Origin of the sequence: Holdemanella porci (assembly GCF_019052655.1) — a bacterium.
Lineage (GTDB): Bacteria > Bacillota_I > Bacilli_A > Erysipelotrichales > Erysipelotrichaceae > Holdemanella > Holdemanella hominis.
Window position 1 is genome coordinate 59,534 of the sequence record NZ_JAHQVB010000003.1, and the last position, 12,908, is coordinate 72,441.

The 12,908-nt window shown below is 33.3% G+C and carries 16 protein-coding genes; 8 read left to right on the plus strand and 8 right to left on the minus strand.

All coding sequences use genetic code 11. The annotated features are described in order from the left end of the window. Nucleotides 1-56 precede the first annotated feature (56 nt). The 3 genes from KTQ83_RS01345 to KTQ83_RS01355 are packed head-to-tail and all read left to right on the plus strand — an operon-like array spanning nt 57 to nt 2,384. On the plus strand, nt 57-683 hold the full coding sequence (locus KTQ83_RS01345; protein WP_217255833.1) for a YitT family protein: 627 nt from the start codon (nt 57-59) through the stop codon (nt 681-683). After that, complete coding sequence (locus KTQ83_RS01350; protein WP_217255834.1) at nt 680-1,330, plus strand: HAD family hydrolase; 651 nt, start codon at nt 680-682, stop codon at nt 1,328-1,330. Before KTQ83_RS01345 ends, KTQ83_RS01350 begins: the two co-directional genes overlap by 4 nt. Nucleotides 1,331-1,334: 4 nt before the next feature. Further along, nucleotides 1,335-2,384, plus strand: a complete 1,050-nt coding sequence (locus KTQ83_RS01355; RefSeq protein ID WP_217255835.1) for an SIS domain-containing protein — start codon at nt 1,335-1,337, stop codon at nt 2,382-2,384. 139 nt (nt 2,385-2,523) lie between these two features. Here KTQ83_RS01355 and KTQ83_RS01360 read toward each other — a convergent pair whose 3' ends face one another. Together KTQ83_RS01360 and KTQ83_RS01365 are read right to left on the minus strand one after the other, a co-directional pair. Then, nucleotides 2,524-2,694, minus strand: coding sequence for a hypothetical protein (locus tag KTQ83_RS01360; protein WP_217285008.1), 171 nt, complete (start codon nt 2,692-2,694; stop codon nt 2,524-2,526). A 161-nt stretch (nt 2,695-2,855) separates the two neighbouring features. Next, nucleotides 2,856-3,368, minus strand: coding sequence for an IS110 family transposase (locus tag KTQ83_RS01365; RefSeq protein ID WP_217255837.1), 513 nt, complete (start codon nt 3,366-3,368; stop codon nt 2,856-2,858). Nucleotides 3,369-3,915: 547 nt separating this feature from the next. On the opposite strand from KTQ83_RS01365, the gene KTQ83_RS01370 reads away from it, so the two are divergent. Together KTQ83_RS01370 and KTQ83_RS01375 are read left to right on the plus strand one after the other, a co-directional pair. Next, complete coding sequence (locus tag KTQ83_RS01370; RefSeq protein ID WP_217255838.1) at nt 3,916-4,101, plus strand: pyridoxamine 5'-phosphate oxidase family protein; 186 nt, start codon at nt 3,916-3,918, stop codon at nt 4,099-4,101. A gap of 8 nt (nt 4,102-4,109) precedes the next feature. Next, nucleotides 4,110-4,394 (plus strand): pyridoxamine 5'-phosphate oxidase family protein, encoded by a 285-nt coding sequence (locus KTQ83_RS01375; protein ID WP_217255848.1) that lies wholly within the window; start codon nt 4,110-4,112, stop codon nt 4,392-4,394. Nucleotides 4,395-4,737: 343 nt separating this feature from the next. Here KTQ83_RS01375 and KTQ83_RS01380 read toward each other — a convergent pair whose 3' ends face one another. After that, nucleotides 4,738-4,950 (minus strand): hypothetical protein, encoded by a 213-nt coding sequence (locus KTQ83_RS01380; protein ID WP_217255839.1) that lies wholly within the window; start codon nt 4,948-4,950, stop codon nt 4,738-4,740. A 95-nt stretch (nt 4,951-5,045) separates the two neighbouring features. Continuing rightward, nucleotides 5,046-5,345: a UxaA family hydrolase gene (locus tag KTQ83_RS01385; protein ID WP_217285009.1), complete on the minus strand. Its 300-nt coding sequence runs from the start codon at nt 5,343-5,345 to the stop codon at nt 5,046-5,048. A 2-nt stretch (nt 5,346-5,347) separates the two neighbouring features. On the opposite strand from KTQ83_RS01385, the gene KTQ83_RS01390 reads away from it, so the two are divergent. From KTQ83_RS01390 to uxaC, 3 genes are read left to right on the plus strand one after another with little or no spacing between them, the layout of a single operon-like run. Further along, nucleotides 5,348-6,340, plus strand: coding sequence for a LacI family DNA-binding transcriptional regulator (locus KTQ83_RS01390; RefSeq protein WP_217255840.1), 993 nt, complete (start codon nt 5,348-5,350; stop codon nt 6,338-6,340). A gap of 52 nt (nt 6,341-6,392) precedes the next feature. Beyond that, the gene (locus KTQ83_RS01395; protein ID WP_227402845.1) at nt 6,393-6,950 is read left to right on the plus strand and encodes an SLC13 family permease; all 558 of its coding nucleotides are present in this window, start codon (nt 6,393-6,395) and stop codon (nt 6,948-6,950) included. Then, nucleotides 6,951-8,357 carry a glucuronate isomerase gene (gene uxaC, locus KTQ83_RS01400; protein ID WP_217255842.1) on the plus strand — a complete coding sequence of 469 codons (1,407 nt, stop codon included), beginning with the start codon at nt 6,951-6,953 and terminating at the stop codon, nt 8,355-8,357. Nucleotides 8,358-8,762: 405 nt separating this feature from the next. On the opposite strand, the gene KTQ83_RS01405 is transcribed toward uxaC, so the two are convergent. The 4 genes from KTQ83_RS01405 to KTQ83_RS01420 all read right to left on the minus strand — a co-directional run bounded on the left by KTQ83_RS01405 (nt 8,763) and on the right by KTQ83_RS01420 (nt 12,846). Next, the gene (locus KTQ83_RS01405; RefSeq protein WP_217255843.1) at nt 8,763-10,511 is read right to left on the minus strand and encodes a DUF885 family protein; all 1,749 of its coding nucleotides are present in this window, start codon (nt 10,509-10,511) and stop codon (nt 8,763-8,765) included. Between the two features lie 34 nt (nt 10,512-10,545). After that, entirely contained in the window at nt 10,546-11,118 is a 573-nt protein-coding gene (locus tag KTQ83_RS01410) for a xanthine phosphoribosyltransferase (RefSeq protein WP_217255844.1), read from the minus strand. Then, nucleotides 11,087-12,277 (minus strand): hemolysin family protein, encoded by a 1,191-nt coding sequence (locus KTQ83_RS01415; RefSeq protein ID WP_217255845.1) that lies wholly within the window; start codon nt 12,275-12,277, stop codon nt 11,087-11,089. The genes KTQ83_RS01410 and KTQ83_RS01415 overlap by 32 nt, the downstream gene beginning before the upstream one ends. A gap of 146 nt (nt 12,278-12,423) precedes the next feature. Continuing rightward, nucleotides 12,424-12,846 carry a CBS domain-containing protein gene (locus KTQ83_RS01420; protein WP_117925300.1) on the minus strand — a complete coding sequence of 141 codons (423 nt, stop codon included), beginning with the start codon at nt 12,844-12,846 and terminating at the stop codon, nt 12,424-12,426. Nucleotides 12,847-12,908: the final 62 nt, after the last annotated feature.

Below are 12,908 nucleotides of genomic sequence, written 5' to 3' on the forward strand. Positions count from 1 at the left end.
TTTAAAATGCCTATGAAAATAGAGCTTTAGATTTAATTTTGGAAATGGGATTATATATGAAAAAAATGATTTTTATGATGATATACGATGTAATTGGATCTGTTTTTATAGGCGTTAGTATTGTTTGCTTTGCGGTAGCTGCTGATTTTGCTCCGGGAGGAGTTAATGGAATTGCAGTTATGGCAAATTATTTGACAAATATTCCTATTGGACTTGCGACAATCTTAATTAATATTCCGATTATATTGTTTACATTTCGTTCATTAGGAAAAGCATTCTTCTTGTATTCAGTGAAAACAATGGTAATAAGTTCTTTTCTAATTGACTATGTACTTTGTCGTTTGCCGCTGTATCACGGAAGTCGTTTATTAGCTGCTATGCTTGCTGGCATAACAGCAGGTATTGGATATTCACTTATTTTTAATGAGGGTTCATCAACGGGAGGAACAGATTTTATAATTGCAGCCATTAAAAAGAAAAGGCCAAAAATGACTTTTGGATTATTGGCATTTGCAGTTGATGGGATTATTGTTTTACTTTCGATATTTGTGTTTAAAGAAGCTTTAGCTTTTATTTATGGGATAGTTTATACCATAGTAACAAGTGTGGCTTTAGATTTGTGTACTTTTGTGTTGAAAAAATGTCATTTGACATATGTAGATTGTGAGGAAGATATAAAATGAAAAATCCAAAAATGATTATATTTGATGTTGATGGTTTGTTATTAAATACTGAGTTTTTGTGGAGAAAAGCTTGGAAAGATGTTGCTGCTAAATATGGGGTTCCAAAGTTCGGAGAGGTTTTTTGTAAGGTTGTTGGAATTTCAGGTAGTGATGTTGAAAGAGTTTTGAATAATGAACTGCCAGATGTTGAAAACCGTATGGAATTATTAGATATTGCTCGCAGTGTAGGTACTGAATATTTGGAAAATGACATTGAATTGATGCCAGGCGTAACTGAATTACTGGATGTTTTAGAGAATAAAAATATCCGCAAAGCAGTAGCAACAACAACGTCTAGAGATGCGACAATCAAAAGATTAACAAAATTAGGCTTGATTAATCGATTTGAATATATTCTTTGTGGAGATGAAGTAACAAAGAGAAAACCCAATCCAGAGATTTATCAAAAAGTTTTAAAAGCTGTTAATTGTGATCCAAATCAAGTGATGGTTTTAGAAGATACAGGATATGGAGTACAAGCAGCACATGATGCGGGCATTCAAGTTGTAATGGTTCCATCTATAAATGCACCTACAAATAAAGATAAAGAAAATGCATCTTATATTAAGAAAAGTTTATATGAAGTAATCTCTATGTTGGAGGCTTAATAATATGAAAGATATGTATGATTATATTATGGAAACTCCAGATGCGATTCGTGAAGTAATTGAAAAATCAAAACAAAATAATGAAGATTGTATTCGATATATAAAGGGTAAAAAGATAGGGCATATTTATCTAGTTGCATCAGGAACGAGTTATTCAGCTGCATTATCATGTATAAAGCCAATTGAAAAATTAATGAATATTCCTGTATATGCAGTATATGCGATGGAGTTTGTGGATAATACAGATATTGTTGAAGATAATGCGCTAGTAATCGGAATATCTCAGGCAGGACAATCTTCATCTACAATCCAAGCCTTAGATAAAGCCAAAGAAATGGGATGTTTAACTTTGGCTTGTTCTGCACAAAAGGATGTTCCCGTAACTGCTCATGCAGATAGTTTTTTGAAAATTGAAGTAGAAGAAGATATAGGGCCAAAAACAAAGGGTTATTATTGCAGTGTGATCGCAATTTTAATGTTGTTTTTAGAATTATCTAAAGAAGATTCCGAAAAGTGGATTTCTAAAATACTAGGTACAATTGATTTGATACCGGACATCGCAAAGACAACAAAACAATGGTATGAGAGTGAAAAAGAAGAATTGAAAAGGTTTAAAAATATTATTGTGATTGGTTATGATAAATGCCTTCCTGCTGCAACAGAAGGTGCTTTGAAAATATTAGAAACTGTACAATGCTGCGTTCGCTATTATGAATTAGAAGAGTTTATGCATGGGATTTATCATGGAATTGATAAGAGTACACTTATTCTAGCTTTAGGAAATCAGTCAAGACATTTAAACCGTATGGTTCGTCTTTTAGGATACTTAAAAGAACATAAGAATGCTACTACATATTTGATATCTCAGAATAAAGTAATAAAACATGATTTTAGCTATCCGTTTATTGAAGATTCGCTCTTTGTTTCTTTTGAATACTTGACGGTATTGCAAGTTCTGGGAGAATTAATGTGTCATGACAGAGGTGTGGATTTGTATGACACTGTTGATGAAAATTTCCATGAATATATGGAAAGTTATGTTTATGAAAAGTAATTATTGAGCACATCATAATATACGTTATAACTAAAAAGTAGGAGGTTTAAGTGTGAATAAAACTTAGAAAAAAAATAAAAAAAGGCCGCACTAAAAAGAGGTGGTCAAAATCACTAAAAAAACAATTTTAAATAGTTGTTTATAACTGAATTGAAGAAAAATCAAAGTTTGAATCTTTTAAGAATTGTAAAGCAGATTCAACTGTCATTGTTGGTTCTTTTGTCGGCTTTGGATTTGTTAAAAATTTATAATCACATGGATTAAATTCTTCATCCGTAAGAATCATGTGATATATACAGACAAGCATCATTCGTGCTATTGCGATAATCGCCTTCTTATGGCCTCGGCGTTTTTTGATTCGATAGTATTTGATTCCAAAGTAGGAGTTCTTGTCTTTAATAGAAGAAAGTGTACATTGAACAAGTAATGGTTTTAAGTATTGACCAGCTTTAGAAATACGAACGGATTTTTCTAGTTTGCACTTTCATTGTTTGCTGGAGAAAGACCTGCCCAATTGATTAACTGCTTATCGGATTCAAACTGATTCATAACTGTATCCATTTTAAAACGTTGATCTGATTCGATGTGGTATTCCTGTAATGAATCTAAAATCTTGTCTTTATCTTTGCATTTTTTATGGATAAGTTTCAAAATCTTGTCATCATCAATGACTTCAGAATGCATTATTTCCTTCATAATGTTTGTAGCAGTTTTGCCAAAAGAATCAGAAACTGCAGAAGCAAGACCGATATTAGAGACTGTCAAACAATTCTGATATCTGTTTCTTTCGGAAGAGTGCATATAAACAAGTTTGCATCTGTAACGGGCAATTTCTCTCATTTCTCGAATCTCTTTTTTAGGTATAAAAGAATGCTTTACAAGGTCACACTTGTAAAGGTCGCAAATCCATTTGGAATCTCGCTTATCTGTCTTTTTGCCTTTAATGGCTTTAACATATTTTGGGTGAGTAAGACAAATGTTCAATTCAGTTTCAAGGACGTTATAAATTGGAATCTAGTATTTACCTGTAGATTCCATACAGATATCATGACAATCATGTGATATAAACAATTTTTTTAAACGTATCAAGTCCGAATAAAATGTGGAAAATGACTGCTAAATATATTCAGTAATCAAAGTTTGTCTGTCTGTAGTTCCAATCGTAGTAACAATCAGATTTTTGTGGAATCCATACCACCACAAATAAAGTAAACAACTTTAAAAGTCATAAAAAAAATATCCTTTCTGTAAAAGGAGAAGTGGCATTGACGGTCATCAATGCGAATCGACAACAGTTGATTAAACAATTTTAAGTGTCCGGGCTTGGCGTCCCCTGCTATTTATACTTGAAATGATGACGGCAACTTATAAATATGCAGGTTAATTCTATCGAGTAGAATGCCTACTCCTCTTCACGTGCTCTGTCGTGTACCACCTCTTTTTCATGGTAACGCATAAGGCGTGGAAAAAGAATTTATTAATAAAGTATTTGTGTCCGCGCGACTTTAGGTGCGGGGAAATGGAGGGAAATATGTTTAAGACAATGCGAAGATTCAAACAAAAATTATCTGAAGAAAAATGTATAGAGATACTTACCAATGAACCTCATGGCGTATTATCTTTAATCAGTGATACGGGATACCCCTATGGTTTTCCTATTACACATTGGTACGATGAAAAAAAAACGGACACATCTATTTTCATGGAGCAAAAGTAGGACATAAAATGGATTGTTTAAAACAATGTGATAAGGCAAGCTTTTGTGTCATGGATAAAGGTTTTAAAAAAGATGGTGAATGGGCCGTTCATTATCAGAGTGTGATTGTGTTTGGAAAAATCAAAATGGTAAATGATCCAGATAAAGTCAAAGAAATATGTACGCAACTCTGCCTAAAATTTACCAATGATCAAAATTATATTGATCATGAATTAAAATATTCCGGACCTAGTGTTCTTTGTTTAGAATTTATACCTGAACATATAAGTGGTAAAATTGTTGAGGAATCTTAAAGGTAATCCGCAATTAGATAGGGTCGACTAAAAGTGTTTAAAGGTCATCTCTATCTCAGAGTCAAAATCCCTATGACTTTTAAAGGTTGATTTATCCCTATCTATTTTTATATATTCATCTTAAATCGATTTTAAAACAAGGGTTTTAGATGAGATTCTAGCACTTTTTTGGTCATAGAAAACATATACGAAAAGGACCGATATTCATAGGGAAAATAGAATATCGATCCTTTGTTTTATATAGAAACAGATAACTACGATTAGGATATTTTAATGTAAGTATATTGTTGGAATAGGAGAAATAAATACATGATAGTAATCTGTTGCTACCTAAATTATTGGTTTATCTTTGAACGCGGCCTGAACCGTCTCCACCAGCTAATTGCAACACTTCGTCCATACTCACTATGTTGAAATCACCTTCGACAGAGTATTTTAAACAACTTGCGACTACCGAAAATTCGATTATTGACTTTGCATCATATCCTTTTAGACTGGGTACAATCAATCCAGCACCAAAGCTATCTCCACCACCGACTCTGTCTACAATCTGCATTCTGTATTTATTTGAGAAATGGTAATTTTTTCCATCATACAACATAGCGGACCAGGTGTTGATATTGGCATTGATAGACTCTCTTAATGTGATAGCTACTTCCTTATATCCTTCGCGATTCCAATAGGATATCCATATTTAATAATAGGTTGCTCCTTTTTAATATCTTTCAACGTAAATTTATGTCTTTGGGCAATATCTTCAATAAGTGTAATTTCTTGTCCATCGACATTACATATAATCCCTTTTTCTAGAGGACATGGTGCAACAGCTACCAAGTCGTTAAAATGAATCTTATAAATTTTTGCACCATTTCTACCTGTATATATTTTAAATGTTAAATGTAAGTACTTGCAATTCTTGGCGCGTTGGAATAGGGTTGAGGAGTAAAACAAAGATGAATATTTATGACATTGCCAAATTATCAGGCGTATCGATTGCGACTGTATCGCGAGTAATTAATAACAGTCCTAAAGTCTCAGAGAAGACGAAAAAGAAAGTCTGGGACGTCAGGAATGAGTATGATTACACGACGAATGTGTTTGCTCGCGGATTAGGCTTAAATTCAGTAAGAACAGTTGGACTCGTTTGTCCGGATGTATCCGATCGTTATATGGCAAGCGCCATTGCGTATTTAGAAAAGAATTTACGCAAATATGGATATGACTCAATTTTGATGTGTAGTGGCTTTGACTATGAAGGAAAAGTAGAAGCCGTAAAAATATTATTGGATCGTAGAATCGATGCGATGATATTAGTTGGTTCACATTATGCAGGGGATTGCGGACAGAATGATATTCAATACCTTAAAGATGCTGCCCAAAAAGTTCCGGTGGTACTTATGAATGGTTATGTTCGTGTACCGGGAGTATATTGTGTTTTAACAGATAATTATAAAGCGGTTTATGATACTGTATGTAATCTAATCGAAGTTGGAAGGAAGAAAATTGTGTTTTTGTATGATGCCAATTCGTACAGCACAACAAAAAAATTAGAGGGATATCAAGATGTACTGATTGATAATGGTTTAAAGGTGCAGGAAGAATACAAGGTGTTTATGCCAAATAACGTATTGAAGGCAAGAGATTTACTGGCAAAGAAAAGATTGGATTTTGATGCCGTCATTGCCAGCGATGATGCGATGGCTGTTGGTGCACTTAAATATGTGCATCAAATCAATAAGTCGATTCCTGAAGATGTCAATGTCGTTGGATTCAACAACTCAGAACTATGTGTTTGTTGCAATCCGGAAATGAGTTCTATTGATTCACAAGAAGAATTAAGTGAAATTGCGGTTGATTCGCTTATTAAAGTTCTTGCGGGAAAATCAGTTCGACAAAAAATGGAGATTCCATGTAAATTTATGAAGCGAAATACAACACAGTTCTAAACATTAGGAGGATTACTGTGAAGTTGATTAAAAAAGTACTTGGAGCGCTTATGTGTCTTGTGTTTATGGATACAAATCAATGAAATGGAAAGATTTACCAGAAATCTTTAGAGCAAGTGCGGAAATGACAGGTATCATTATTTTCTTGATTGGTGTTTCTAGTATTATGTCTTGGGTTATGGCCTTCACGAACATTCCTACAATGGTTTCGAATGGATTATTATCAATTTCAAGCAATAAATATGTCATTCTATTAATGATCAACATTATCTTGTTAGTGGTTGGTACATTCATGGATATGACGCCAGCCACATTGATCTTTACGCCAATCTTCTTGCCAGTATGCACGGCATTAGGTATGAATACAATTCACTTTGGTATTATGTTGATCTTCAACTTGTGTATTGGAACAATTACTCCTCCAGTAGGAACGACACTGTTTGTTGGTGCTAAAGTCGGAGACGTTAAGATTGAAACTGTATTTAAACACTTGTTACCATATTTCTTCGCTATTATTGTTGTGTTGATGTTAGTTACATATTATACCACAATTAAGTCTATGGTTACCTGGTTTAATGGGATATGTAAGTTAGAAGGAAGGAATTTTTAAATGAAACAATTTATGGATAAAGACTTCTTATTGACAAATGAAGTCGCTAAAGAATTATTTTTTGATGTTGCTAATACGATGCCAATTGTAGATTATCATTGTCATATTGATCCAAAAGAAATTGCTGAAGATCGTAAGTTTGAAAATATCACACAAGTATGGCTTGGTGATGACCACTATAAATGGCGTCAAATGCGTTCAAACGGAGTGGACGAATACTATATTACTGGAGATGCACCAGATCGTGAAAAATTCCAGAAGTGGGCAGAAACGCTTGAAAAAGCTATTGGAAATCCACTTTTCCACTGGTCTCACTTGGAGCTTCAAAGATACTTTGGATACCATGGTGTTTTAAATAGTAAAACAGCCGAAGAAGTATGGAATTTGTGCAATGAAAAATTACAACAAGATGATATGAGTGTGCGTAACTTAATTAAAAACTCAAATGTTAAATTATTATGTACTACAGATGATCCGATTGATGATTTACATTGGCATAAAGTGATTAAAGCGGATGAAACCTTTGATGTAAAGGTACTTCCTGCTTGGCGTCCAGACAAAGCTATGCGTATCAATAAACCAGAATTTGCCGACTACATGAGCCAATTAGCTGCGGTTTCTGAAATTGAAATTCATACTTTCGAAGATATGAAAAAAGCAATCATCAAACGTATGGAATACTTTAATGAAATGGGATGTCTAGTGAGTGATCACGGATTGGATTATGTTATGTATGCCCCAGCAAGTGATGAAGAAATCGAAAAAATCTTTGAAAAAAGATTAAATCATGAAGCTGTTACAGCATTAGAATGTGATCAATATAAGACGGCATTCTTACTGTTCATCGCAAAAGAATACAAACGCTTAGGTTGGGTAATGCAGTTTCACTATGGATGTAAACGTGACAACAACACAACTATGTATAATAAGTTAGGACCAGATACGGGTTATGATTGTATTTCAAACTTTGCACCTGCAGACCAACTTACAAATATGTTGGATGCGATCAATGAAAATGGTGGATTGCCAAAAACAATTCTTTACAGTTTAAATCCTGGGGATGATGAATTGATCGGTACAGTACTTGGATGTTTCCAAAATAGTGATGCGATTGGAAAGATTCAACAAGGATCTGCATGGTGGTTCAACGACAATAAAACAGGTATGGAAAAACAAATGACGTCTTTGGCAAATCTAGGATTATTAGGTAATTTCTTAGGTATGTTGACAGATTCAAGAAGCTTCATGTCTTATTCAAGACATGAATATTTCCGCCGTATCATGTGTAACTTAATTGGTACATGGGTTGAAAATGGAGAATATCCTTATGATAAAGAAAACTTAACTGAAATTGTTAAGGGTATCTCTTACAACAATGCCGTTCGTTATTTTGGATTTGATTTATAATAGTTAGTGAAGAAGAGAACTTTGATTCAAGGTTCTCTTTTTTAGTATCATAATTTAAAAAAATGACACTTTTTCGATTGAAGCAAAGTCAAAATGAGTCAAGTTTGACTCAAATTGGGGTTAAAAAACATAAAAAGGTGTCAAAATCTGAAATTATGAATCAAAACACGCTAAAAAAGCAGTGAAATGAGTCAAAATTTAAAATTTTGAACCAAAACATGCTTAAAAAGAAGTGAAATAATTTAATATTTGAAATTATGGTATTTTTTGATTTTGAGCATGCCAAAAAATTGTGTAATTTAAACTCATCTTCATATTTCCCCTAGAAAAATGTTAAATGTAGTGGAATATTCCCCTAGAAAAATGTAAAAGATGTTGGAAATTTGACCAACATCTTTTTGAGTGCTACCTGTTTTCATTGATGTATTCATTTACGCTTTGTTTGACAATATTGAAGTTGACTTCGCCATATTGTAGTAGGGCATTATGGAAGTCTGTATTGTCAAATTTAAATCTTAATCTAGATTTGGCTGTACTCTTTAAATCTACGATTTGAAGATATCCATAATAGTAAGATAAGAATACAGTTGGATTATCTGCCAATTGATTGTAAATGCTTTCTAATCCTTCTGAACTAAACATATCACCATATTCATTCTTGAAATCATTGAGTGACATACCATCATAATGAATGCTGATATCCATTAAGACAATGTATAGATTGGTAAGAATGTTATTCAAATTATAGGCTTCTAATAAATCTTTATTATTATCTAAATAATGTAAAGACATGCTTTCCATATAAGTAGCCCATCCTTCAGACATACCTAGATTGTTGTAGAAGAATTGGATTGGGTATTTTAAATGTTCCTTGTTGTATTGGGCTTGATACATATGTCCGGCAATACCTTCATGAGCTAATGTTTGATAAAGTGTTAAACTTGATGGATCATCGCCATAATCACGTTTGTTGTAGCGCATTTGATAGTTTTGTGAATAATCCAAGGCTGGTGTAATAAAGTAGGCAACAATTCCGCTGACAGATTGATCTTCTGGCAGTGCCTTTAAATCATATTTCATGGTTTTTACTTTTGGGAAATCCTTTTTATAGTTTTTTTGAAGGCTTTCTAGAATTTGATTCACATCTGTAAAATCCGTTGAAACTGAATCGAGTTCATACGCAATCATTGGATTGCCTTTATATAGCTTCTGAAATTTAGTGATAGCTGAATTGATTGCGGATTGCGTATTCTCTTTAATTGTGGAAATAGAGTTGGTAGAACTTGTCGCATTTTCAACTAATACTTCATAATATTTCTTACCATTCTTATAGTTCGACAACCCTTGTAGTGGTTGTACGTTATATTGAAGAGAGGTCAATGTATCTAACATAGCCTGATAACTAGGAAAGAAACTTGTGTCCATGGCATCTTTGACTTGTGCTTTATAAGATGTTGTTTTTTCTTCATCTAGATTTAAAGTGTCAATCGCATTATATAATGCACTTGTGATTGAACTATCCTCTTTAGTATTGATCACATCTTGAATATCTTGGGTAACAGAATCATAGTCAAACTGTAAGGTATTCTTATCTGCTTGTTTTTTTGTATATTCCAATACATCGTTTGTGTAGCGAGGCACATCGTTGATGAGTGTAATCAAATCTTGAATGTCTTTTTCATTTCGTAAAATGTATTCAGAAAAAACAGAAATCAAACTTTGGTGAAGTCCGCTCATTGTACTCCAACAATTGTTTAGATATTGAAATTTCTTGTTTTCAGCTTTTAAGCTCAATTCATTCTCATATTTCAATTCATCATAGATGGTTTGTTGCGTTTTGTCTAAAGTACTGCGATTAAACTTGTTTAATTCTTTTTGATCTTCTTTGATTTCTTCAGTATTATCTGTATAAAATTCACCAAGACTTACATCTACATTATTGATATCAATGCCATAGTCTTCTGGATGTTCGAAGAATTGGTGCATCGTTGTATAGTCGCTTTCGGCATATTCAACTACCAATTGGTTTGTGTATTTTGTGAAGTCCTTGTTTTCTTTAGCCGCAAACGTATTGTCTTGCATTGTAGTTGAACCACATGCAGTGAGTGATAATACGGTAAAGCTAATAAATAGTTTTTTGAATGTATTTTTCATTAGAATCCCCCAAATTTTTAAAAAAATGGACTGATTATTCATCAGCCCATGAAATTTTCTTATTCTTAACACCTGCAATAGATGCCAACGCTAAAAGGTCATATCCTTTTTCAGTAATATATGCATGTCCTTTTTGGAAAGCTTTTTCAATAACCATGCCAACACCAACAATTTCAGCTTGTGCCTGCGCAATTAAGTTTTCCGTTCCCTTGAATGCTTCACCATTTGCCAAGAAGTCATCAATGAATAATACTTTGTCGCCTTTTTTTAAGTATTCTTTTTCAATACAAATTGGATATGTCTTATTCTTTGTGAAAGAGAAGACTTCTGCAAAAGCAGGATCGATCATTGTGCTTGGTTGTGTTTTCTTGATGAAAATCAATGGCACATTCAAACGAATGGCTGTCGCATAGGCTGGGGCAATACCGCTAGATTCAATGGTTACTACTTTTGTGATGCCTTTGTTTTTAAAGTGTTCATAAAATTCATTTCCCATTTCATCTACTAAAGAACAGTCGATTTGATGATTTAAAAAAGCATCAACCTTTAATACCTCATCATTAATAAAATGTCCTCTAGTCTCGATTGCGTTTTTCAGTGCTTTCATTTTGCTTTCCTTCCTCTTTTCGCTTTATTTGTACAATAGTTTGTCCGATACGATGATTTTTTACTTCCTTAACATATACATCCATTAAGTCTAGACTGACTTTAAAATGTGAACCTTCATCAGGAATTTGTCCATAATGATTTAGGATGTATCCACCAAACGTGTCACAATCCTCATCTTCTAATGAAATGCCTAAAGCTTTTTCGACATCTTCAATGTCAGCTTGGCCATAGATTCTAAATTGATCAGAATCTATTTGTTGGATTGGATCTGGCTCTTCAATATCATCATCTTCTTGGATTTCACCAAGAAGAGTTTCAATAATATCATGTAAAGTCACGATACCGGTCATTCCTCCATATTCATCAAGTAAAACCGCAAAGTATACTTTTTTAATTTTCATTTCCTTCAATAGAACATCGGCCTTCATATTTTGTGAAATAAAGAAAGGCTGATCCATCGCTTTATTGATGACGTTATCTTGTTCAATCGAATCTAAACGGAAATAATCACGTGTATCTAGAATACCTACGACATCATCATTATCCTCATCACATACAGGATATAATGTGTGACGATTTTCTAGAATGGTCTTTTTCCATGTTTCTTTATCGTCATTTAGATATAGACAAACAACTTCACTTCGATGCGTACAAATTTCTTCAACGGGTGTATCATCGAACTCAAATAGGTTTTCGATAAACTCTTTTTGACTTGGTTCAACACCGCCACTGTTGATAACTTCATAAATATCTTCTTCGGAATAATCTTCCTGTTCTTTTTCCACTTCAAAACGCAAGAAAAAAGTAAATGGTGTACATAAGGATTGAATACCTTTCGCAATGGACATAAATGATTTTTCAAACTGATTTAAATGTGCATTCGCAAACTTTCTCGGTAATAAATCACTCAATAAAATATATGCATACACCAATAGAAGTACGACTATATAAAGTAATGGAGTATGGATCATGGGTTGTAAATAGATTACACTCATCACAATGCCAAATATTTCCATGCATAGAGATAACCATTTTAAAGTAGCTTGATATTTATAAGATTCATCTTCGATTTCTTTATTTGTAGAAACGATGCTGCTTGTCATTGAAAACAAGATGTTTAGAATAAATGTAAATAAAATTAAGATGGGAAGGTTCATGTTAACCCTCCTAAACTATACTGTAACGGGACTGAATCATCCGGATTCATGAAACTATCACTCCTTCATTAATACCCATTATCATACACAATTTAAAGGCTTTTTTCAATGTGATAAAGAAAACAACCAGAATAAATCCGGCTGTTTTATTGTTGTATGTATTTATCGGCATTATTCATTAAATATTGAATGATGGATTGTCGTGTCACAATACCAATAAAAATTTGACGATCATCAACTACGGGGACGAAGTTTTGTTTCAAAGATTGAGCGAACAATTGATCGACTGGAACATCGATTTGAACTGGTGGCGTAAAGTCTCCACGAATTAATTCACGAATCTCCATTTGTTCTAGATCTTCTTTATGAATTGAAGGATGGTCTAATAAGTACCAAAGAAAATCCCCCTCTGTAAGGGTTCCTACATAAACCCCTTCCTTATTAATAATGGGCATCGCCGTATATTTGTGCTTGCGCATGAGGGCAAGTCCATCTTCAACACTGATATTATCGTATAAATATTTAACACTATTTTTAGTCTTCAGAAAAAAGAATACATTTTCCTGCATTGTCTATCACCTGTTATGAAGTGACCTTTGTCAAGACAAAATTACACTCATATTCTAAAAAT